At 66.0% G+C, this 20,970-nt stretch carries 20 protein-coding genes; 5 read left to right on the top strand and 15 right to left on the bottom strand.

Features of this window, described 5'->3' with window-relative positions:
* The 4 genes from OQF70_RS07505 to OQF70_RS07490 all read right to left on the bottom strand — a co-directional run.
* Positions 1-527, bottom strand: a 527-nt coding sequence (locus OQF70_RS07505; RefSeq protein WP_280536781.1) for a hypothetical protein, incomplete at its 3' end; no start/stop codon positions are given.
* Positions 524-2,593: a type II secretion system F family protein gene (locus tag OQF70_RS07500; RefSeq protein ID WP_280536779.1), complete on the bottom strand. Its 2,070-nt coding sequence runs from the start codon at positions 2,591-2,593 to the stop codon at positions 524-526. The genes OQF70_RS07505 and OQF70_RS07500, both read right to left, overlap by 4 nt.
* Positions 2,590-4,956 (bottom strand): type II/IV secretion system ATPase subunit, encoded by a 2,367-nt coding sequence (locus OQF70_RS07495; RefSeq protein ID WP_280536777.1) that lies wholly within the window; start codon positions 4,954-4,956, stop codon positions 2,590-2,592. Before OQF70_RS07495 ends, OQF70_RS07500 begins: the two co-directional genes overlap by 4 nt.
* A 227-nt stretch (positions 4,957-5,183) precedes the next feature.
* Entirely contained in the window at positions 5,184-6,134 is a 951-nt protein-coding gene (locus tag OQF70_RS07490; RefSeq protein WP_280536775.1) for a hypothetical protein, read from the bottom strand.
* 126 nt (positions 6,135-6,260) lie between these two features.
* Here OQF70_RS07490 and OQF70_RS07485 point away from each other — a divergent pair, with 126 nt between their 5' ends.
* On the top strand, positions 6,261-7,190 hold the full coding sequence (locus OQF70_RS07485; protein WP_280536773.1) for an alpha/beta fold hydrolase: 930 nt from the start codon (positions 6,261-6,263) through the stop codon (positions 7,188-7,190).
* 11 nt (positions 7,191-7,201) lie between these two features.
* On the opposite strand, the gene OQF70_RS07480 is transcribed toward OQF70_RS07485, so the two are convergent.
* The 8 genes from OQF70_RS07480 to OQF70_RS07445 all read right to left on the bottom strand — a co-directional run bounded on the left by OQF70_RS07480 (position 7,202) and on the right by OQF70_RS07445 (position 14,126).
* Complete coding sequence (locus tag OQF70_RS07480; RefSeq protein ID WP_092813606.1) at positions 7,202-7,954, bottom strand: proteasome assembly chaperone family protein; 753 nt, start codon at positions 7,952-7,954, stop codon at positions 7,202-7,204.
* Between the two features lie 36 nt (positions 7,955-7,990).
* On the bottom strand, positions 7,991-8,206 hold the full coding sequence (locus OQF70_RS07475; protein WP_280536772.1) for an RNA-protein complex protein Nop10: 216 nt from the start codon (positions 8,204-8,206) through the stop codon (positions 7,991-7,993).
* 73 nt (positions 8,207-8,279) lie between these two features.
* On the bottom strand, positions 8,280-9,080 hold the full coding sequence (locus OQF70_RS07470; RefSeq protein WP_280536771.1) for a translation initiation factor IF-2 subunit alpha: 801 nt from the start codon (positions 9,078-9,080) through the stop codon (positions 8,280-8,282).
* A 17-nt stretch (positions 9,081-9,097) separates the two neighbouring features.
* Positions 9,098-9,271, bottom strand: a complete 174-nt coding sequence (locus OQF70_RS07465; protein WP_280536770.1) for a 30S ribosomal protein S27e — start codon at positions 9,269-9,271, stop codon at positions 9,098-9,100.
* Between the two features lie 2 nt (positions 9,272-9,273).
* Entirely contained in the window at positions 9,274-9,555 is a 282-nt protein-coding gene (locus tag OQF70_RS07460) for a 50S ribosomal protein L44e (RefSeq protein ID WP_092813620.1), read from the bottom strand.
* 75 nt (positions 9,556-9,630) lie between these two features.
* Entirely contained in the window at positions 9,631-10,731 is a 1,101-nt protein-coding gene (gene mfnA, locus OQF70_RS07455) for a tyrosine decarboxylase MfnA (RefSeq protein ID WP_280536768.1), read from the bottom strand.
* A gap of 93 nt (positions 10,732-10,824) precedes the next feature.
* Complete coding sequence (gene ppsA, locus OQF70_RS07450; protein ID WP_280536766.1) at positions 10,825-13,155, bottom strand: phosphoenolpyruvate synthase; 2,331 nt, start codon at positions 13,153-13,155, stop codon at positions 10,825-10,827.
* A gap of 437 nt (positions 13,156-13,592) precedes the next feature.
* Entirely contained in the window at positions 13,593-14,126 is a 534-nt protein-coding gene (locus tag OQF70_RS07445) for an inorganic diphosphatase (protein ID WP_280536765.1), read from the bottom strand.
* 348 nt (positions 14,127-14,474) lie between these two features.
* Between OQF70_RS07445 and OQF70_RS07440 the strand changes: the two genes are divergently transcribed.
* Positions 14,475-14,834 (top strand): PadR family transcriptional regulator, encoded by a 360-nt coding sequence (locus OQF70_RS07440; protein WP_280536764.1) that lies wholly within the window; start codon positions 14,475-14,477, stop codon positions 14,832-14,834.
* 166 nt (positions 14,835-15,000) lie between these two features.
* Here the strand turns inward: OQF70_RS07440 and OQF70_RS07435 are convergent, their stop codons facing one another.
* Together OQF70_RS07435 and rnhA are read right to left on the bottom strand one after the other, a co-directional pair.
* Positions 15,001-15,615 carry a rnhA operon protein gene (locus tag OQF70_RS07435; protein WP_280536763.1) on the bottom strand — a complete coding sequence of 205 codons (615 nt, stop codon included), beginning with the start codon at positions 15,613-15,615 and terminating at the stop codon, positions 15,001-15,003.
* A 141-nt stretch (positions 15,616-15,756) separates the two neighbouring features.
* On the bottom strand, positions 15,757-16,347 hold the full coding sequence (gene rnhA, locus OQF70_RS07430; RefSeq protein ID WP_280536762.1) for a ribonuclease HI: 591 nt from the start codon (positions 16,345-16,347) through the stop codon (positions 15,757-15,759).
* Positions 16,348-16,490: 143 nt separating this feature from the next.
* On the opposite strand from rnhA, the gene OQF70_RS07425 reads away from it, so the two are divergent.
* Positions 16,491-17,519 (top strand): transcription initiation factor IIB, encoded by a 1,029-nt coding sequence (locus OQF70_RS07425; protein ID WP_280536760.1) that lies wholly within the window; start codon positions 16,491-16,493, stop codon positions 17,517-17,519.
* 147 nt (positions 17,520-17,666) lie between these two features.
* On the top strand, positions 17,667-18,950 hold the full coding sequence (gene nreA / locus OQF70_RS07420; RefSeq protein WP_280536759.1) for a DNA repair protein NreA: 1,284 nt from the start codon (positions 17,667-17,669) through the stop codon (positions 18,948-18,950).
* Positions 18,951-19,299: 349 nt separating this feature from the next.
* Here nreA and OQF70_RS07415 read toward each other — a convergent pair whose 3' ends face one another.
* Positions 19,300-19,593, bottom strand: coding sequence for a DUF5789 family protein (locus OQF70_RS07415; protein WP_280536758.1), 294 nt, complete (start codon positions 19,591-19,593; stop codon positions 19,300-19,302).
* A 180-nt stretch (positions 19,594-19,773) separates the two neighbouring features.
* Here OQF70_RS07415 and OQF70_RS07410 point away from each other — a divergent pair, with 180 nt between their 5' ends.
* On the top strand, positions 19,774-20,940 hold the full coding sequence (locus tag OQF70_RS07410) for a hypothetical protein (RefSeq protein ID WP_280536757.1): 1,167 nt from the start codon (positions 19,774-19,776) through the stop codon (positions 20,938-20,940).
* Positions 20,941-20,970: the final 30 nt, after the last annotated feature.

Raw genomic sequence — 20,970 nt, 5'->3', positions numbered from 1 at the left:
TTCGGCGACCCCCGCACACAACACAAGGAGAAACGACGGCAGCGGCAGATGTGTATAAGTGTCAGCGCCCCGACCGCTCCGCCGCCCTGGATCACGGGGATCGTAACCACGAGTGCATCCTCCCCGATGAGCAACGCCGGGTCCCGAACCGCGATCGCGCCGTCGCCGTACTCACGGATGACGAGCCCGGCGGCGCTCACCACGCGTTGATCGCCACCGCTTCCCACGTACCGTAGTCCGTCGGCCTCCAGGGACCGCCACTCGTCGCCGTCGTGTACTCGAACCGTCCGTTCGATCGTGTCGAGCCGGCCCCCGGACAGGCGGACCGATGCGGTCATCCGACCGTCGTGGCCGGTTCCATCGATCGCCGCGGTCAGGTCGTCGGTCGCCGCCTCGACGCCGATCGTTCCCGCGTGCTCCTGGACGACGACGCCCGTGCCCGCGGTGATCAGTCCGAGGCTCGTGACCGTCATCGCGATGAGGAGCGTCACCCCGATGACGGTCGATTGGGCGCGATCGCGGCTCACAGCAATCCGACCCCCGCGAAGACGACGTAACAGACGCCCACGAGGACGCCGGAGTGCAACAGCGCCTCGTACCAGCCGCGTGAGGCGGCCCCCGCGAACCAACCCGACGCGAGCATCGTCGCCTGCAACACGACGTAAAACCGGTATCGCTCGCGCTCGGGATCGATCGTCCCCGGGTCGAACCGCATCGCCGACGACCCGGAGACAGCCGACAGCTGGGCGAACCCGTCGATGACGTAGAGGTTGACCGCGACGACGATCCCGATGACCAGCAGCGCCGCCGTCCACCCGACCGCGACGTACACGAGCATCGCCGAGCGGAGCGCCCGCTTCTGGTGGTAGAGGCGCCCGATTTCGGTTTGAAGCGTCTCGAAGACGGTCTGGGTGTCGCTGCCGGCATCGAGCGCCCCCGTCACGAGCCCGACCGTCTGTTCTGCAAGCGGCGTTCCCACGTTCTCGACGAACCGGTTCAGCGCCGCCGTCCGGACGGTCCCACGATCGGGCTCGTGTTCATCGGGGTCATCACCACCATCCCCGTCCGCCGTTCCTTCGAGGACGTTCCGTGCGGATCGTTGGTTCCCGGTCGTCAACGAGAGGTTGAACGCCAGGTCCGCGACGTCGGCGTCGAGCGCGCCGAGATCGACGTCGCGCGCGACGAGCGCGACCGCTTCCGGAAACGGACGACCGAGCGAGACGTGTCCGGAGACGGCGTGGACGAAGTCCTTGATCTCGCGATCCTTCGCGTCGTCGAGCCGAGCCCGCCGAACGGATACGACGCCCGTGGGAACCGCGAAGGCGACGTAGCTGAGCGTCGCGACGTTCACCGGGTCGGCGCCGGCGTTCGCGAGGACGGCGCCTGCGCCGATGGCGGGTATCGCGGCGACGACCGCCGTCGATCGCGGATTGACGGTCACGCTCCGGAGGACCGTGATCGGATCGGCCGGCAGCTCGTAGGCCGTCCGCTGGTCGGGCGGTCGAAGGTGTTCGACGATCGTCGCCGAAACGGCGCCCACGACCAGAATGAACGCCGCGCTCCCGTAGACGATCGCCGCGCGTGTCGTCACCGTCACGACCGGCGTGTGAATCGGGTCGGAGAGCCCGGGCGCGATCACGCCGATCACGGTCAACACGATGACGAGCAGCGCCGGCAACACCAACAGAACGATGAACAGCTCCGAGAGAAGCTCCAGGAACCCCTCCGCCCGTTTGCGGGCCCGATCTTCCCGATGTCCGAGCATTCGGCCCTCCATCGCGAGGTAGTTCGAGAGGGCATCCTCACCCTGGTTGGCGTGCTCGCGAAACTTGATCAGGAAGGGTGCAAGGAGGTCACTCGAGGGCGTATCCCGCGCGACGCGGCCGAGCGCCTGATCGAGGCTCCCGGTCAACCGTGCGCTGTTGAGCGCGGCCCGAAAGGCGACCGCCGTCTCACCGTACGCCTCGTTGGCGGCGGTCTTGCGGATCATCCCGCGTGCCGTGTCGCTGCCCGACGAAAGCGCGTGGAGATACCGAACTGCGCCGGGGAGCGTCCGCTCGATGTCCGTTCGCCGCGCGCTCGCGACCCACCCGAGGTACGTGCCGCCACCGCGAACGACGCCCCGCTTGACCGCCGCGCCGACGCCGATCGCTGCCACAAGCGCCACCCATTCCGGCGGCAGTCGAGCCAGACCGATCCCGTTGATCGGGAGTCCCGAGGCGAGCGCGGCGTCCACCCGTTCCAATACTGCCGGGGAGAGCTGACGCCCGATCACCACGACTGGCAGCGCCACGATCAGACCGGCCACCCACGAGAGGCCGTAGATCCTGGCCAGCAGGACGTCGAACCCGGTCCGTATCGCCGTCGCCCGATACCGGTCCCGGTCGCGGACGTGTCGTTCCGCGTCGGCGTGGCGGGCGAACAGTGCGTGAAGGCCGCGGTCGATCCCATGGTCGATCGCCGAGGACCGCGACCCGGTTTCGCCCCCGGATCGATGGCGGTGAGCCTCGGTTTGCCGATCGGGGGTCCGTGTCCCCGCCTTCGGCTCCGACTCGGTCCCGATGGTCGCCGCGGTCGAGACGCCGTCGCTCATTCGGCCGCCTCGTCGGGAACGATGCCCGTCGATCGCAGCGCCCGTTCGACCGTCGCGGCCTCGTCGGTTCGAAGGTCCGAGAGGAACTCGAAGAGCGTCTCGAAGTCGTCGATCCCCTCCTCGGCCAGATAGCGGACGTATCGATGCTTCCTGTGGAACTCGGCCTCGACGTCGACGACGTCACGGTCCGTCCGCTCGGCGAGCCGGTGAAACAGTCCGAAGCCGATCGATCCGTCGGTGGCGACCCCGCGGTCGGATGCGCCGACCGCGGCGACGTCGTCGTCGCGATCTCCCGCAAGTGACGGGTGGTCGTACTCGATCGTGAACGTTCCGTCGGTGCCGCGCCAGGCGACCGTGTTCCAGTGGACCGTCGTTCCGTCCTTGCGTATCGTCCCGCCACCACCCCGCCGTCGAACCCCGTCCGCCCCCCGGAGCGCGGCGCCGTCGAGCGCCTCGAACTCGTCGTCGGAGAGGATTTCGACCACGTGGGCGACGTACCGCTCGCCGCGCGTCTTGTGAGGGAACACGACCAGATCGAGCTCCCGAAGCAGGTAGGCCGGCAACCCCTGCTCGATCACGCGGTTGACCAGGGTTTCAACGTCCTCCGCGTGTGTCGTCCCCAATACCCCATGGCCGGTGTTCAACGTCTCTGCAAACGTTTCGAAGGACGCCGGCGTGTTGATCTCCGCGATGACCTCGACGTCGGGGTTCAAATAGTTCGTTTCGGTCATCAACTCGGCCATCGTTACCCGCTTGTACTCGTTCTCGTGGTCGCGAGTCGTCAGCGAGACGCCGGTCTCGTGCGGGAGATGGACCTCGCGTGACCCCTCGTCGATCGAGATCGGCCGATCGTCAAACGGGATGAACGGCATGTGCGCGTTCATGAGCGTCGTTTTCCCGACGCCGGTCGGCCCGGAGAACAGCACGACGCCGTGGTACTCGTAGAGCAGCCACAACACCGTCACCAACTCCGTCGAGAGCGCGTTCCGTTCGAGCAGGTCGACCGGCGTCATCGCGTCCGCCGACTGCTTCCGGATCGAGACGTGGGGGCCACCCTCGGAGATCACCGGGAGCGCGACCGCACACCTGATGGTCTCCTCGACGCCGTCGATGTCGAGGTTCACCTTCGCCGAGGGCCGCGACGCGTTGAGCTCCGTCCCGTCGCGTGCGGCCAGCTGGGTCACCACGTTGACGAACTCCCGCTCCGTGGTAAACGACAGGTTCGTCGGGACGCGGTCGCCAGCACCCCCCGCGTCGTCGAAGACGATCGTTCGCGGAACCACCTTGATCCGCTCGTCGACCCGGTTGGCCTCGATGTCTTCCAGGTTCGGATCGCGTATCAGAACCGTCAGGATGCCCTCGCCGACGTAATCGCGCAACACGTAGTACACGAGGTCGTCGAGCCGATCGCGCGCGTACCGTGAATCGATCGGCGGCACGGCGAGCCCGTAGGACGCGAGCGTCGATCGAACCCGGTGACGCGTCGCCTCGAGCCAGGCGCGCGTGTTGTACGCCAACAATCGACGTGCGAGGAATCGCCGTGCCCGATCGGCGACGAACGACTCCCGGTCGGTCACGACGCGGTCGACGTTGGCCTCCCAAATGCGGGATTTACACTCCTCTATCAGGGCATCATCGCCCGGAAGCAGATCCGGTTCCAGCACCGCGTATTTCGTCTCGAACTGATCGGATCCCAACAGCCGTTCGCGGTAGACGACGACGTCGACGTCGAACCCCGCGAACGGGACCGAATACCGGTGCAGCCGTTCGCCGGCCACGCGGTCGACGTACGGTTCGTCCACGGAGACGCCGGTCGTGACCGGCGCGAACGAGTCGGTATGCACGACGAGTTCGTCGGTGTCTCCCACGTCGGCGACCTCGATCCGGGGATCGACCGCGAGCGGCGTGAGATCTCCAAGCAGTCGAAGGTCGTTCAACGCGTGGTGATCGATCCGCCGCCGAGCCGCGGGCGTGGTCTCGAGCAGTCGGTCGATCGCCCGCGCGTATTTCGGTTCGAACCCGCGCGTTGCTCGCTCGAGCACACCCTGTCGGGTGAGCGGTCGTCGATGACGGGCCGCCGAGAAGTGGTCCCGGACCGTTGCCAACGCAGCCTCGTCAGTCGGGGAAAGCGGCGGACCGCGGCTCTCGTAGACGAACCCATCGTCGCGTTCGTGTATCGTGGTAACGATCCCCGATACCGGTTCGTACTGTGCACGGACCGTCGACGCGTACCACGCATCCGGGTCGTCGGGTGGACACGGTGCTGGGATCGGTTCAACGGGCCACGACGGCGCTCCCTCGGGTTCGGCGTCGTCATCCGTAGTTTCGTGTCGTTCCGCCTCCATCGTCGACTCCGCACTCACGTCACTACCACACCGTTGTCCGTTCCCGGGTTATATATTTAAGAGTTTATTTCGCAGAAATATATTTAAGTATAGATTGGTGTTTCCTCGAAGTTTTCCGGCTCACCGATCCTCGTCCAGCCCCGACGAATTCCGCCTCGCGTTTCGGTCTCGGTGGTGAGAAACGGTGCAGTCCGGCCGGTTACCGTCGACCGAGATGGCCGCCTCAGTCGACCGAGGTGGCCGCCTCAGTCGACCTGTGCGATCCGGGACTCGAGGGCGTGACGATCCGCTCGGACGCGATCGACGGCCTCGGCGATCGCGGCCAGTACCGGGTATCGAGCCGCCTCGAGATCAGCATAGAGGTAGTCGTAGAAGGCGGGATCACGTTCGGTTCGCCGGGTAAACGGTGGATCTCGGAGCCGTTCTTGCCGGTCCATTGCGATCTCCCCACATGTTGTCTCGAGGTCCTCAAGCGTTCCCCACACGTCCACCAACGCGTCGAAGGTCGGTTCCGACCGTCCCTCCGAGAGGTGGGCGTCGAGGTTCCGCCGGGTCCGATCGATGCGTGCCAGACGGGCCTCCGCGCTGTCGAGTTCTGACAGTTCGGAGTCGACCGCCGACAGCAGTCGTTCCCGTGCCTCACGGGCGCCCTGCGCCCGGTTCAAAAGCGTCGTTCGAAGCGCCGGCGAGAGCCGGTCCTCAGTCCAGATCGCCGTGGCGACATCGTCTCCGAGCTCCTCGGTGACGCTTTCGAGGTACGAATCATCGTACTCCTCGGTGTAGTGTGGAACCGCCATCACCGTCTCGCGGTACGCCTCGCGTGCCCGTTCTAACTCATCGTCCGCTGTCCCGCCGGGATCGGTCGGGAACCTGGCAAGTCGAGCTCCACTCCGTCCCGCCGGTTCGGCTGCTACCTCCGATTCACGTGGTGTGATGTGTCCCAGCCGATCCGTGAATTCCTCGAACGCATCGCGTTCGTCGACGACGCGGCGTCGCTCCTCTCGGGTATGGGTACGAGCATCCGCGATATACGCGAACGCGGCGAAAACCGCGATGGAAACGAACACGATCATCGAAACGACTGCCGGATCCGAAAGCAGACCCGACGCCTCACAGGCCAGGTCGGTACACTCGGTCGCCGTCGGGTCGCGTGCGCCGATCCGGAAGGAGACACTCGCCGGGGACGAAATTGACATGGTATATATACTCATACGCTCGACCAGCAAAGCTTTTCCGTCCGTTCTCATCGCTCGGCTCGATCCATCGCCGACGTCAGCTCCCACCGCCGTCGGGTATAAACCGCCGCCGACGCAAGGATCGGTATGAACCGAACCCGGTTGCTTGGCGGACTCACGCTCGGTGCCGGCGCGCTCGCCGCGTGGACGCGGCGGTCCCGACTGGAGGCCGATGCGCTTGCCCCGGCGTTGGACGGCACCCAGGAAACGTATCGCTGGCGGGGGATCGACGTCGCCTATACCGTCGCCGGCGATCCGGATGCCCCGCCGGTGGTCCTCGTTCACGGCGCCAACGCCGCCGGATCATCCGGCGAGTGGCGGGCCATCTTCGAGGGTCTCGCCGAGGATTACCGGGTTATCGCGCCGGATCTGCCCGGATTCGGCCGATCCGACCGCCCGGCGTTGCGCTATTCGGCCGCCCTGTACACCGACTTCCTTCGGGAGTTCCTCGCGGCGTTCGATCGACCCCGGGTCATCGCCTCCTCGTTGTCGGCCGCCTACGTCGCCGACGTCGCCGCCGATCCGGACGGCGACCTTCGGAGCCTCCTGCTCGTCGTCCCGACGACCGTGGCTGGTCCCGACCCACCGAAGCCGTGGCTTCGGGAGCTCCTTCGGTCCCCGATCCTCGGCGAGACGCTCTTCCGCCTGATCGCCTCGAAACCATCGATCCGATACTTCAACGCCGATCACGGCTACTACTCTCCCGATGCGGTGGCCGATGAGTGGATCGACTACGAGTGGCGAACCGCTCACGTCGCGGGTGCCCGGTTCGCGCCCGCCTCGTTCCTGTCCGGACACCTCAACGCCGACATGTCACTCGCCGACGCGCTTACGGCGGCCGACGTTCCGGTCTCGCTCGTGTGGGGTCGCGAGACCGAACTCACGCCGTTGTCCGCCGGTCGCGACCTCGCGACGACGGCGGAGTGCCCGCTCGTCGTGTTCGATCGCGCGAAACTGCTGCCGCACGTCGAACACCCCGACGCGTTCCTGGACGTCGTCGCCGACCACCTCGTGTGACGGTCGGGCGGTCACCCGATGTACCGCAGTTCGTCGTCGCCAACCGCCGGCCCGTCCTGCATCTCCTGGATCTTGCCCGCGACCTCCTCCATCTCCTCGGCGCGCTCCTCCAGCGAGTCGAACGCGACCTCGAATCCGAGCCGCTCCTGAAGCACCTCGAGCACCGCTCTCGCGCTTTTCGGATCGACCAGGTACCCGCTCGTTTCGCCCATCAGACAGGCCGCCTCGAACCCGCGACGCTCGCCGAGCCCGAGGATGAGCCCCGAGACGCCGACGATCCCGCCCGCGGGCTCGTCGGACCGGAACTGCACGTCGACGGCTTCCAGTTCCTCACGCAGCGAGGCGTCGCTGACCGCACCGAGGACGGTGTACTCCTCGACGAGCTCGCCGGTCGGGACCCCGCCGAGCGCGTACGCTCGGCTCGCTCCGAACTCCTCGGCGACGTCGAGAAACGCCGACGTCACCCGGTAGTGGCCCGCGTTCGTCGCCGCCTGGTGGTCCCCGGTCAACACCAACAGGTCCGCACCCTCGGTTTCGACCGCGTGGAACTCCGCACACGTCAATTCGGTGACGCCGTCGTCGTCGACGGTCACCTGCGGCGGAAACTCGGTGGTGTAGACCCGTCGAACGAGGGTGCCATCACACTCCTCCAAGAGCTGTTCGGCCGCCAGCTTCCCGACGTGGCCCACGCCCGGAAGCCCCTCGATCAGAACTGGGTCGTCGAGTTCCGGCGTCGCGACCGCGTCGATCTCGATGTCGTCCATAGCGTACACTCCCGGCCGCGGCGCATAAGTGCGTGGCTATTCCGGTTCGGATCCGTCGGATCCGACGTCGACGTCCCCCGATCGGCGCCGTGCTCGGCGTCGATACTCGCCGTACCGGTCCTCCGGCGAAAACGGCGGCGGCGCGCTGTTCTCCGTGTGAGCTCCGCAGTCGGGACAGCGCTCCGCGAAAGTATAGACTGGTCGGTCGTGTGCCGCACGCCACTCGCTGCAGCGGCGGATCGGTGATTTCACGTTCGGGTCTCCGTTCCCCGCGCGTGATCGCTACAGGGTATCCGGTGGAACACGGCGATCACGGATCGATGGGTTATTCGTCGTCCTCGTTGCGATCGCGATGGAACTGCCCGCTTCCGCCGGTCGCCTCGATCGATTCGCGGGCGCGCTCGGCGGCCGCCTCGAGCGCGTCCTCGGCCGTCTTGTAGTCGGGCGCTTTGACCTGGATGCGGTACTCGGGTGACCCGACGTATGAGACGGTCAGCTCGACCTCCTCGGGAACCTCCCCGTTCCCCTCGGCGGCCTGTAGCGCCTCCTTGAGACGGTCGACGCCGTCCGGATCCGGACTCTCGAGGTCGACGTAGCCGGTCACGTTGACGTACGGCACGGAGACGTTTTCGCGCGCCGTCTCGACGATCGTCGCACGCACGTCGTCGTCCAACTCGACGTCCGAAAGCGCCTCCTCACCGTGGATCGCGGCGGTTTCGAAGGCGTCATACAGCGACTCGAACTCGGCGAGCAGGGCGTTCGCGACGGCCGTATATCGGTCGTCGTCGACGTCCTCGCCGAGGGCCAACAGCATCCAGTTGTCGGCCTTTCGTGCGTTCTTCCATTCCTGGATCGTTTCCTTGCGCTGGTGCTCGTTGACGTCCTTGATCGAGAGGTCGATCTGTTGGGACGACTCGTCGACGTCGAGTACCTTCGCGACGACCGTCTGTCCCTCGCGGACGTGATCGCGTACGTTCTTGATCCAGCCGGAGGCGACCTCGCTGATGTGACAGAGGCCGCGTTTGTTCTCGTACTCGTCGAGATCGACGAAGACGCCGAAGTCGGCGATCTCGTCGATCTCGCCGACGACGAGTTCACCTGGTTCGGGCCAGCCACTGTACTGCATTCTGGGATTGGAGGCGGTTACCGTGCCTCAACGGTCTCGACGATCTCGCCTTCGATCGCGGCCTTGCCGCCGGTCGGCGTGGCAAGCGTCGTGCCGCAGACGGCACAGGCAACGCTCGCGGACGCCTTCTCGAAGACGGTCTGTTCGTTCTCACAGTCCCCACAGGCGACGCGAAGGAAGTTCCCCGCCATCGTTACTCCTGGAACGTGAGACGGCCGGCGCGCCATCCCTCACGCATGTGGGCCTTGCCGCAGTCCGAACAGCGGTACTTCAGGTGCGTCTTCTTGGTCGGCTTGTCGCCACCGGGCACCTTCGAGTATCCGCCGGCGTTGCCGATCGTCGCGAGCGCCCGGCGCTGCTGGCGCGCGTCACGTTTCAGGCCGGTCTGTCGGCCGGATCGAACCTTCTCCACCTCGTGTTCCTGGTGGGCGTCGCAGTGAGGACAATACGTGTTAAAGCGGCGTGGCATCTCCATGGTATCTACCTTATCGGCGGGTTGGATACGGGCTCTTAAAACCTGTTTGGTCTGCGACGCGGTCGGCGTCGGTTGCTATCGACTTCCGGCCGTCCGTGACCCATCGGATTCAGCGATCCGATCGAGGTCCGACAGGAACGCCCGCAACGTGTCCCGTGTCACGTGCGGCATACAGACGATCCGCAACTCGCCGCGATCGGTTCGCGCGATTTTCCAGCCCGCCGACCGAAGCTCTTCGAAGATCGGCGTCGGGATCGAGGCGGCAACGATCGGGAGGCTCGGATCGACGACCGCGTAGCCTCTGTCCGCGAACGCCGCCGCGAGCCACTCGGCGTTGCGCTGGCACCGCCGTGCAGTCTCCCGGTAGCCATCGGGCCACAGCTCCTCCATCGCGGCGACCGCTCCGGCCACCCCGGCCCCGCTTCGTGTGCCCGTCACCGTCGCCTGCGCGTGCGTCTCGAGGTACGGCGTCTCGATCGCCAGCGCGTCGAGCGTCGCGGGATCCCGGACCACGAGCCCGCCGGCCGGGACCACTGCGCGACCGAGCTTGTGGGGGTCGATGGTCATCGTGTCGATCGGCGCGTCCGCAAACGTCCACGGCACGTCGTGGAACGGCAGGACGAACCCGCCCCAGGCCGCGTCGACGTGCATTCGTGCGCCCGTCTCGTGGGCGATCGCGCACAGGTCCGGGATCGGGTCGACCCGTCCGTACTCCGTCGAGCCCGCCACTCCGACGACGAGCGCCGTGTTCTCGTCCACCGCTGCGGACGCCGCCTCGATGTCGGCTCTGTGGTCCCGGTCGAGCGGGACCGTTCGGAGTTCAACGTCGAGTATTGCGGCCGCCTTTCGGAACGAGAAGTGTGCGCTCTCCGGTGCGACCACGTTGACGTCGCCACCCGCCGCCAGGTTTCGGGCCGCTCGGACCGCCTGGAGGTTCGCCTCCGTCCCGCCGGAGGTGAGATAGCCCAGGTCGGGGCCACTGCGGGGATGATCGACGACGGTGCAGAGGAGTTCGACCGCTCTCGACTCCAACTCCGCGATCGTCCCGTAGGTCGCTGGATCGCCGGGGTTGGTCGCCAGAAACCGTTCGGCGGCCGTCCGAGCGGCCGGATGCGGTTCCGTGCACATCGAGGAGAGAACGCGGTCGAACGACTGTGGTGCGTGCTGTCCGTTCATTCGTCGTGGTCGTGACTGATATCGGGGTGGTGACTGCTCATCGCCCAAACGTCCGTCCGCTTCGATCCCCGGTCACGTGATCGGTCGCTTCGATCACCTGACCGAATCGAGCAGGATCCGCTGTTCCTTGCGTTTGACCTCGTGTTGGACGTCGCGGACGGCGTCGATGTTCGCCGAGATGGAGGAAATGCCCTCCTCGACGAGGAAGTTCACCATCTCCGTCTTCGATCCGGCCTGTCCACAGATGCTCGTGTCGACGCCCAGCTCCCGACACGTCTCGATCGTCTGCCCGATGAGTTCGAGCACCGCCGGGTGGGTCTCGTCGAACCGATCGGCCACGTTCTCGTTGTTCCGATCGACCGCGAGCGTGTACTGGGTGAGGTCGTTCGTTCCGAACGAGGCGAAGTCGATCCCCGCGGACGCGAGGTCCTCGATCTGTAGCGCCGCGGCCGGCGTCTCGATCATCACGCCCCACCGGCGCTCCTCGGGGTCGATCCCGGCTTCACGCATCTGGCGTTTCGCCCCCTCGATGTCGTCGCTGTCGTTGACCAGCGGCAACATCAACTCCACGTTGTCGTAGCCCATCTCGTAGATCCGGTCGAAGGCCGCAAGCTCCTGCTGGAACACGTCCGGCTTGTCGAGACTTCGACGGATCCCGCGCCAGCCGAGCATCGGGTTGTGTTCGGCGGGTTCGTCGTCGCCGCCCTCCAGGTCGCGGAACTCGTCGGTCGGGGCATCGATGGTTCGAACGCGGACGGGTCGTGGGTAGAACTCGTCGGCGACGGTTCGGATCCCCTCGATGAGCTCGTCCTGGTAGGCACGCGCGCCGTGTTCGGCGATGTAGCGCTCGGGCGTCTTGCCGAGCGTGAGCACCATGTGCTCGATCCGGAGGAGTCCGACGCCGTCGGCGCCCGTGGCGGCGGCGCGTTCGGCCGCCTCGGGAATGGACACGTTGACCTTGACCTCGGTCGCGGTCATCGGTTTGACCGGTGTCTGCGGTCGTGCGGCTTCGACGGGTTCGAACTCCTCGGCCGGTTCCGCCTCGCTGTCCGCTCCAGCCCGGACCGTCCCCTTGTCCCCGTCGATCGTGATCTGCCGTCCGTTCTCGAGCTGTTTGGTTCCGGTCCGCGTCCCGACGACCGCCGGAACGCCGAGCTCCCGCGAGACGATCGCGGCGTGGCTCGTCATCCCGCCCTCGTCGGTGACGATTCCGGCCGCCCGCTTCATTGCCGGCACCATATCCGGCATCGTCATCTCGGTCACGAGGATGTCGCCCTCCTGGACCTGATCGAGGTGATCGAGCTTGGTGACGATCCGGACTGCCCCCGAAACGACCCCGGGACTCGACCCGAGTCCCTGGACCAGAACGTCCTCGTTCTCGTCGTCGGTCCCTCCTCCACCGCCGGAGGAGGTCGCTCCGCCATCCGATCCGTCGTCGCCGTCCGTCGTGTCCGTTTCGGCGTCGGATGCCGACTCGGCGATCGTCGTGATCGGCCGCGACTGGAGCATGAACACCTCCCCGTCGACGATCGCCCACTCGACGTCCTGCGGCTCGCCGTAGTGGTCTTCGACGCGCTCGCCGAGCTCGACGAGCGACTCGATCTCCGCGTCGCTCAAGACGCGCTCGTTTCGGCGGTCTTCGGCGACTTCGCGTTCCACGGTTTCGCCCGTTTCGGAGTCCTTCTCCATCAACGTCTTCTTGTCGGCCACCGTCACGTCGGCGACGGCGCCTTTGGCACGATCATACACGTAGTTATCGGGGGAGACGGAGCCCGAGACGACCGCTTCGCCGAGGCCCCAGGCGGCCTCGATGATGATCTGTGGGTCGCCCGTCGACGGATGACTCGTGAACATCACGCCGGACTTCTCGGCGTCGACCATCCGCTGTACGACGACCGCGATATCGACGTCCTCGTGGGGGAATCCCTGCTGCTGGCGGTAGTAGATCGCTCGTTGGGTGAACAGCGAGGCCCAACATTCCTTGACGCGTTCGAGGAGGTGTTCCTCCCGGACGTTGAGGTACGTTTCCTGCTGCCCGGCGAAGGACGCGTCAGGGAGGTCCTCGGCCGTTGCCGAGGATCTGACCGCGACGAAAGCCTCCTCGCCGTCGGGGCCGAGCTGTCGGTAGCTCTCGATGATCTCCTCGCGGACCGCGTCGGGAATGTCGGTCCCGAGGATCAGATCGGCTGCCCGTTCCTCGGCTGCACGAAGGGCAGCCGAGTCCTCCGGATCGACGTCGACGGCCGCGAAGAGTTCCTCGTCGATTCCGGCCTCCTCGATGAAGGTTCGATACGTCTCGGCGGTGACGGTGAACCCCGGCGGGACTGGTAATCCGGCACCGGTAAGTTCACCGAGCGAGGCCGCCTTGCCGCCGACGAGATCGATGTCGCCAGCGTTTACGTCGTCCAGCCAGAGTACAGCCATTGCCTATATGCGGGTGTCTGCAAGCCAACTCAAGAAACTTCCGAACCGGACAACGCTTCCGAAACCGATCGGTCAGCGGTCGCGCTCTCTCACTCGTTGGCCGTCCCGTCGCGATCGGCTGCCGAGCCGGTACACTCGGCGGCCGGATCGGCGTCCATCGCGTTCGTCGGGATGACGGTCGGGTGGTCCATACCGAGGGTCGATGATCGTGCAGCCATCGTGCTTGATGGATGGCCCTCGCCGAACAAGTAATTACCCATAGGTATAACGCATCTGCGATCGACGCGGTATTCGTCCCGAACATACCGCCGTGATCGCGTGGTGCCGCCCGCCGTGAAGTCCTCGCCACGTCGAATCGCCACGTCGAATCGTCACGTCGAACCCGCCCGCTGCGTCGAACGTGCTCGTCGATCCACCACGTGACGCGCTCGTCGCCGCTACGCGAAGTGTTCGTCGTAGAGGTCCTGTGCGTGTTCGATCGCGTCGACGGCGGCCTCGCGATCCTCCCAGCCGAGGGTTTCGACCTCTTTGCCTTCCTCGAGGTTCTTGTAGGTCGCGAAGAACTCGTCGATCTCGTCGAGCGTCTGCTGAGGCACGTCCTCGAGGTCCTCGATGTGATCGTAGCGGGGGTCCTCGCTCGGGACCGCGATGACCTTGTCGTCCTGCTCGCCGTCGTCATCCATCTTCATCAGCGCGACGGGGCGTGCCTCGATGACACAGCCAGGGAACGTCTGGTCCTCGACGAGCACGAGGACGTCGAAGGGGTCGTCGTCGTCGTAGTAGGTCTGTGGGATGAACCCGTAATCCGACGGGTAATGTACGTTCGAGTGGAGCACGCGGTCGAGAACGACGCCGGGAACGTCCTTGTCGTACTCGTACTTGTTGCGCTCTCCCTTGAGACACTCCACGACGGCGTAGATCGTTTCCGGTGGGTTCGGTCCCGTCTCGAGGTCTTCCCAGAGGTTCGTCATGCATCCGCCCGTCCGGGGAACGACGGCAAAGCCCTTTCGGGTTCGAGACGAGTCGGCCGATTCGCGAGTTGTGTGGGGTTGCGGCGGATCGACGGTCCCGACTCGATGACGGATCGGAATCGGCCGGTGTGGGTCGGAATCGGTGGCTGATTCCCCCACTGCTGACGTCGATCGCTGATCGGGAGTCCGATCCCGGATGATCGAAACAACTCCCTACAGATTTATCCACGTTTTTTGATACGAATCTTACTATCCAAACCCGCCATATATGCGTTTTTCCCGCCGACGTATGGAGAAACCGGTGAAGGGTTGCGAAGCGTTATATATGCGGATGCCATGGCTGGCAGTATGTCAGAGGCGCAAGCTGTTCGAAGTGAGGGGGACATCGTCAGCGAGCTGACCGCGTTTCAACAGAACATCCTCGTCATCCTCACCACGGAGCCGATGTACGGCCTCGCGATCAAGCGGAAACTCGAGGAGTATTACGGCACCGAGGTCAACCACGGCCGGCTCTACCCGAACCTGGATGAGCTCGTCGACGAGGGACTGATCGAGAAGAGCGAACTCGACAAGCGGACGAACCAGTACGAGCTGACCGAGACGGGACGGGACGTCGTCCTCTCCCGCTTGGAGTGGGTGTTCTCGAAGTACGTCACCGATGCCGAACGGGCCGGCGAACTCCGTCAGTTGGTCGACGACTGTCGGTGACGGTCGTCCACGGCGACTGCCGACGACGACCGTTCACGACTTCCGTCCACGGCGACTGCCGACGACGACCGTTCACGACTTCCGTCCACGGCGACTGCCGACGACGACCGTTCACGACTCCCGTCCACGACTCCTGACCACGATCGTCGGCTGCGGGTCGTCGAGGCTACGGTTTCGGATCGATGGCGTCGACGTCCAGCTCGTCGAGCAGCGATAGCGATCGATCGAGTCGGTCCCGCTGTTCGTCACTGGGCCAGACGTTCCGCGGGTAATACTCGGTCCGAAACTCCTCGCGTTCGGCGGCGGTCGCCTCGGTTACGCGCCGGACGTAGTGATTGCTCATAAAGTCCGCGAACGCACGGACGTTGGCAGCGTGCTCGGGACCGTGTTCGGCCGCGATCCGATCGACGATCGCGGCGTTTGCCGCATCGACCTCGTCGAACTGATCGGCGTCGCCCGGCCCCGACAGGGATACCTCGACCGCCCGGTCGGTGTCCTCGATGCGGTCCAGCTGCACCGTTCCGTCGGCCATCCACTCGCTCGGGTACAACACGAGAGTGTCGTCCTCCTCGCGCACTCGTGGCGTGTAGTCGTGATCCGCAACCAGCTCCGCACGCCGGCGTCGGTACAGGTCGACTGCCTCGGACTCGTTCGCGTTTCGAGCGAGCCGGGTCAGTCGCTCCGCTTCCTCGACGGCGTCCGACGGGATGTCGGCGTCATCGGTCGGCTCGTCCGTGGGGGTCGAGTCGATCGCCCGGTCGGTCGGCGAGGGATCGGTCATCTCGGATCGATCGAACGGCGTCACGTCGTTTTTACTCGTCGGTTTCGGTATCGTGAGGGAACCCCGGGCGCAGCGACGTGACGGAGCGGGGAGTACGCCGCTGCGTATCGGATACCGGCCCTGTGGTCTACCGATGCTGTCCTATGCGTCCAGCGCCTCGTTGGCGAGCGTGTCGGCGCGTTCGTTCACCGACCGGGGGACGTGGGCGATCGACCATCGGTCGAATTCCTCGAGGAGTTCGCGCACGTCGACGCGATGCTCACGAAGCGTCGGGTCGTTGGTGTTCCACTCGCCGCGGACCTGCTTGACGATCAGTTCCGAGTCCCCTCGGACGTCGATCGCGTCGAACTCGAACTCGGTGGCGGCCTCCAGCGCGGCGACGAGCGCTTCGTATTCCGCCTGGTTGTTCGTCGCCCGCCCGATCCGATCGCCGCCCTCAGCCACGATCCCGTCGCTCGTCACGAGACACCATCCGACTGCAGCCGGTCCGGGGTTTCCACGGGACGCGCCGTCGAAATACACGTGGGCGCGCTGGCCAGTGTCCCGTAACAGGGCGGTGAGCGGCGTCGTCGAGGCGCCTTGCACGACCACTTTGTCGTCGTAGGCGACGGCGACCGCGCCGTCCCGTTCAGCGCGCCAGCGCTCGTGGGGCGTGTTTCCGGGCTCGATCTCGACGCCGGCGTCGGCGAGTCGCGTCCGTGCCTCCGACGGGTCGCAGTCGATGGTCGGCATCACTCGACCGTCGACCGGTGCCGAATAAAGGGGTCCCGATCGGTCGGGCGCGGGTGCTCGGAAACTCCCATTCCTTGCTCCAGGCGAATACCCTGCCCCAGGCGAACATTTAACACTCTCGGAAAGGATACTATATAAATGCGATGACACGGCCAACCCGCCAGCGGGAGCACGACCGGCAGCGCACGCGACATGGCGATGAACGAACGGCCGACGAGGACGAAGCGGAAGGGAGCGGGGACGCGGACGAATCGATCGCGACGGATATCGACGTCGACGACCTCGACGTCGACGACCTCGATCCTGAGGATCTCACCCGGACTGCTGATGGCGAGCTGATTCACGAGGAGACCGGACTCATCATCGAGGAGGAACAGATCGATCCCGGTCCGGAATGGCGGGCGTTCAACCACTCCGAGCGACAGGAAAAATCGCGCGTCGGCGCCCCCACGACGAAGACGATGCACGATAAGGGGCTGACGACGACGATCGACTGGAAGGACAAGGACGCCTATGGTCGGTCGATCTCCTCGAAGAAACGCTCCCAGATGCATCGGCTGCGCAAGTGGCAGGAGCGCATTCGGACGAAGGACGCGGGCGAGCGCAACCTCCAGTTCGCGCTCTCGGAGATCGACCGGATGGCCTCCGCGCTGGGCGTCCCCCGCTCGGTTCGGGAGGTCGCCTCGGTGATGTATCGGCGTGCGCTGAAGGAGGACCTCATCCGGGGCCGGTCGATCGAGGGCGTCGCCACCTCCACGCTGTATGCCGCCTGTCGGAAGGAAGGGATCCCCCGCTCGCTCGAAGAGATTTCGGACGTCTCCCGCGTCGAGCGCAAGGAGATCGGCCGAACCTATCGCTACATCTCCCAGGAGCTTGGCCTCGAGATGAAGCCGGTCGATCCGAAAAAGTACGTCCCGCGGTTCTGTTCGGAACTCGAACTGTCGGAGGAGGTCCAGTCGAAGGCCAACGAGATCATCGAAACCACGGCGGAAAAGGGGCTGCTGTCCGGTAAATCCCCGACGGGGTATGCTGCGGCGGCGATCTATGCGGCCTCGCTTTTGTGCAACGAGAAGAAGACCCAACGGGAGGTCGCCGGCGTCGCGCAGGTAACCGAAGTCACCATCAGAAACCGGTATCAAGAGCAGATCGAGGCGATGGGGATTCCGAGTTGATCGCGGCAGAGCGGATCCCGAAGGACCCGAATCGCACGGCGGATTCCGTGTCGCCGCCGATTCACTGATCGGACGAGACGCGTCCAACTGACGCGACGCGACCCAGCGGGCAACCTTCAAGCCGGTCGCACCCCAAGCCGCGATCGAATGCGGCTCGACGAGTTCGTGGAACTCGAACGGAACGAGCGCGCCGAGCGGCGGCGCCTCGCGGAGCGGAAGGACTACGCGATCCTCGACCACGTCGAGACCTTTCAGGACCGGTTCGAGGAGTCGCTCTCGGGCGATTCGCTCGTCGGGTCCGTCTCGCCGTCGATCTTCGTCGGCCGATCTGACTACCCGAACGTCTCCACGGGCATTCTCTCGCCGGTCGGCCGCGAGGACCAGGCCGACAGCTTCCGGACCTCCGGCGCGTGGTACGAGGAGGGCGTTTCGATCGCCGACGTCTTCGAGCGCCGGACGAGCCTGCTCAACTCCACCCGAACGACGACGGCTGACTCCGTTCACGATGCGTGGGACGGCTGGCTCGGGACTCAACGCGAGGTCGCGATCGCGGACCGTCCCGTCGACGTGGAGATCGGCCTCGACTCGGCGCCGGATCTCGATCTCGACGTCGACCGTGGCGACCTCGGCGCTCCGGTCGGACCGAGTGCTCGCGCCCGTGAGGCATCCCTCGGTGAGAACCCACACGTTCCACGACCGGTGAAGAAGACCCTCGAGGACGACGATTGGCAGGCACAGGGGGCGATGACCTACCTGTACCGCCGTGGGTTCGACGTCTACGACATCAACTCGATCCTCTCGGCCGGCGCGCTCGGGCGCGGGGACAACCGGCGACTCGTGCCGACACGATGGTCGATCACCGCCGTCGACGACACGATCGGCCAATACCTCCGCGGAACGATCCGGGACGCCCCGAGCGTCGATCGCGTGGAGGTTCACCGAAACGAGTATCTCGGGAACGCCTTCTGGGTGATCCTCGCGCCGGGCCGATGGGAGTACGAGCTCGTCGAGATGAAGGCACCCGGCAGCGTCTGGAATCCCGACCCGGAGGCCGGCACGTACCTCGCGGCGGCCCACGAGGGCCGGGAGGGTCGAAGCGGCTACGTCGAGGAGACGGCCGGCGCGTACTACGCGGCCCGCCTCGGCGCCCTCGAACACCTCTCGGACCGCGGCCGGCAGGCGAAGGTACTCGTCCTGCGGCACGTCTCCGATGAGTACTGGGGGCCCGTCGGCGTCTGGCAGGTCCGTGAGACGGTTCGCGATGCCTTCGACGGCGAACACGGCACCGCGGAGGCCTTCGGCGACGCCGTCCGCGGCGTGACTGAGCATCTCCCGATCTCGCTGGGCGACCTTCACCGTAAGTCCACGATGGCGGCCGGGTTGCAGACCGACCTCAGCTCGTTCCTCGGTGGCTCGGATACGCCCTCCTGAGCGTCCTCGGGCTGTGTTCGCCGTCGTGACGGAACCGTGCCGCCGCCGAACGTCGCCATAGAACGTCGCCACAGAACGTCGCCGCCGGTATACCGTCGCCGACGCGCACCGCCTCCGGTTCCGACCTATGCGTCGATCGCCTCCTCGTGGTCCATCGCCAGCAGCTGTTCCTCCTCGCCGAAGTCCTCGCCGTCGATCGCGGCCGGGTCGAACAGGAGCGTCATACTTCCTCATTAGTGCGATGCGTCGTAAAAGGGAGCGATGAGTCCGGGACGCCATCGGGCCGGGGGATCCGGGACGGCGGAGGCTGCTCGAGAACCGAGTTCCGGGTTTTCCGATCTCGTGCGTGCTACTCGGTGGCGACCGGATCGCGTCCGACGGTCTCCGCGACCGTCTCGACGAACGCGCCGCGGGAGTCGAACAGCGTCTCGTCGGTCTCCTCGAGCACGCTGGCCAACTCGCGCCCGCCGTCGGGCGTCCGGATCGTCGCGTCGCCTTCCTGATCGATGACGTCGCTTTTCGATTTCGGCCACACAAGCCGTGAGGCGACGCGCGTCACCGGCTGTCCCTCGATCGAAGCGCCGGACCCGAGCTCGACCGCGGGCGCGTCGGTCGCCTCGTCCTCGTTTGCGTCCTCGCTCATACCGCGCTGGTTCCGCGGGCACGACGGTAATTCTTTCGAAGGTGGTCGATCCCCGTTCTCGACCGGCCGTTCGTTCTCGACCGGCCGTTTCTTTCCCGCACGGGTCGGATGGACCCACCGACCGCTTCGTCACGCGCTCGTCTGACGTAGTGTTTTGGGGATGCGGGATAAAGGGCGCATATGACGAGTCTTTCGGAGGTCTATGGGGGGCGTGGTCGATCGACCACGAGCCTCCGACGACTATACCTCGGTGTCGGACTGTTCGCGGTGGGGATCCTCTTCATCGTCGCCGGCATCCTCGCTGCCGGGACCGACATCATTCCGTCGATGGAGGCGTACAGCCTCGCGGACGCGCGCTGGTATGGCGGGATCGTCGGTGGTGTCGGGCTTCCCCTGGCGATGTTGGGCGTAATGAGCGTCCTCCCCGCCGATCGGCGGATGCGCGCGGCAGCCCTCGTGGGTGCCTCCATCATGGCGCTCGGCGTCGTGGTGTTCTCGTACGCGTACCCCTACCACTGGGTCAACAGCCCCCGTCCGGCGCTCGTCGACCTCACGCTGCCGACCGCCGGCATCTACTTTCTGGGTGGGGCGACGACCTTCTGGTGTCTGTTCGTCGGCGTCGCCAACTTCAAGACACGAAACGACCCCGGCGGATCGGTCACGCTTGAGGTGACCCACAAGGGCGAGACGAAGGTCGTCGAGGTCGATCGCCGCCAGCTCGACGAGTTCGGCGGCGTCGGGCTCCTCGGCGGCACGCCCGATGGGTCCGTCGAGACACAGACCAACGACCCGGACGCGAACACGCTCGGCGGCAGCGACGCCGACGTGTCACACGCCGACGCGACCGACTCCGATACGAACGACCTCGATACGGCCGATCCCGATTCGGCTGCCCCCGATACGGCCAGCTCCACGACTGCAGGTGGTGGTCTCTTCGGGGGATCCGGCAGTTCCGGCAGTTCCGGCAGTACGAACCGTTCATCCGGAGCCGGCGGAACGCTCGGATCCGGGGCTGCAAGCGTTAGCGACGGCGGCTCTGACCCCGAATCGATCCGAACCCCGACCGGATCGGACCGATCGTCGACGGGCACCGACACCGACGCGGACGGCGGCTCCGGCTTTTCGACCGAGTGGCCCGACCCCGGACGGAATCGAACCGATGGCTCGGGCCGTCACCGATCCGGTGACTCGAGCCGAGATCGGTCCCCCGATCGGTCCCGGGAGCGGAATCGGACCGCGACCGGGGACCAGCCGTCGAACGGCTCGACACGGTCCTCGGGATCGAGCGGGTCCTCCGAACTGACCCCGACCACCGACGACGACGAGGACGTCGAGTTCATCGAGTAGCAGCTCATCGAGTAGCAGCTCATCGAGTAT

The sequence above is a fragment of the Halopenitus sp. POP-27 genome (genome assembly GCF_029889855.1).
Lineage (GTDB): Archaea > Halobacteriota > Halobacteria > Halobacteriales > Haloferacaceae > Halopenitus > Halopenitus malekzadehii.
This window is presented reverse-complemented; position numbering and strand designations above follow the sequence as displayed.

What these genes read in the sequence shown, in the direction of transcription:
- OQF70_RS07410 (WP_280536757.1), top strand. Translation starts at nt 19,774, where the DNA reads ATGACGAGTCTTTCGGAGGTCTATGGGGGGCGTGGTCGATCGACCACG.
- OQF70_RS07480 (WP_092813606.1), bottom strand. Translation starts at nt 7,954, where the DNA reads ATGGACGACATCGAGATCGACGCGGTCGCGACGCCGGAACTCGACGAC.
- nreA (WP_280536759.1), top strand. Translation starts at nt 17,667, where the DNA reads ATGCGGCTCGACGAGTTCGTGGAACTCGAACGGAACGAGCGCGCCGAG.
- OQF70_RS07425 (WP_280536760.1), top strand. Translation starts at nt 16,491, where the DNA reads ATGACACGGCCAACCCGCCAGCGGGAGCACGACCGGCAGCGCACGCGA.
- OQF70_RS07415 (WP_280536758.1), bottom strand. Translation starts at nt 19,593, where the DNA reads ATGAGCGAGGACGCAAACGAGGACGAGGCGACCGACGCGCCCGCGGTC.
- rnhA (WP_280536762.1), bottom strand. Translation starts at nt 16,347, where the DNA reads ATGCCGACCATCGACTGCGACCCGTCGGAGGCACGGACGCGACTCGCC.
- OQF70_RS07465 (WP_280536770.1), bottom strand. Translation starts at nt 9,271, where the DNA reads ATGGCGGGGAACTTCCTTCGCGTCGCCTGTGGGGACTGTGAGAACGAA.
- mfnA (WP_280536768.1), bottom strand. Translation starts at nt 10,731, where the DNA reads ATGAACGGACAGCACGCACCACAGTCGTTCGACCGCGTTCTCTCCTCG.
- OQF70_RS07435 (WP_280536763.1), bottom strand. Translation starts at nt 15,615, where the DNA reads ATGACCGATCCCTCGCCGACCGACCGGGCGATCGACTCGACCCCCACG.
- OQF70_RS07460 (WP_092813620.1), bottom strand. Translation starts at nt 9,555, where the DNA reads ATGGAGATGCCACGCCGCTTTAACACGTATTGTCCTCACTGCGACGCC.
- OQF70_RS07485 (WP_280536773.1), top strand. Translation starts at nt 6,261, where the DNA reads ATGAACCGAACCCGGTTGCTTGGCGGACTCACGCTCGGTGCCGGCGCG.
- OQF70_RS07490 (WP_280536775.1), bottom strand. Translation starts at nt 6,134, where the DNA reads ATGTCAATTTCGTCCCCGGCGAGTGTCTCCTTCCGGATCGGCGCACGC.
- OQF70_RS07445 (WP_280536765.1), bottom strand. Translation starts at nt 14,126, where the DNA reads ATGACGAACCTCTGGGAAGACCTCGAGACGGGACCGAACCCACCGGAA.
- ppsA (WP_280536766.1), bottom strand. Translation starts at nt 13,155, where the DNA reads ATGGCTGTACTCTGGCTGGACGACGTAAACGCTGGCGACATCGATCTC.
- OQF70_RS07500 (WP_280536779.1), bottom strand. Translation starts at nt 2,593, where the DNA reads ATGAGCGACGGCGTCTCGACCGCGGCGACCATCGGGACCGAGTCGGAG.
- OQF70_RS07470 (WP_280536771.1), bottom strand. Translation starts at nt 9,080, where the DNA reads ATGCAGTACAGTGGCTGGCCCGAACCAGGTGAACTCGTCGTCGGCGAG.
- OQF70_RS07440 (WP_280536764.1), top strand. Translation starts at nt 14,475, where the DNA reads ATGTCAGAGGCGCAAGCTGTTCGAAGTGAGGGGGACATCGTCAGCGAG.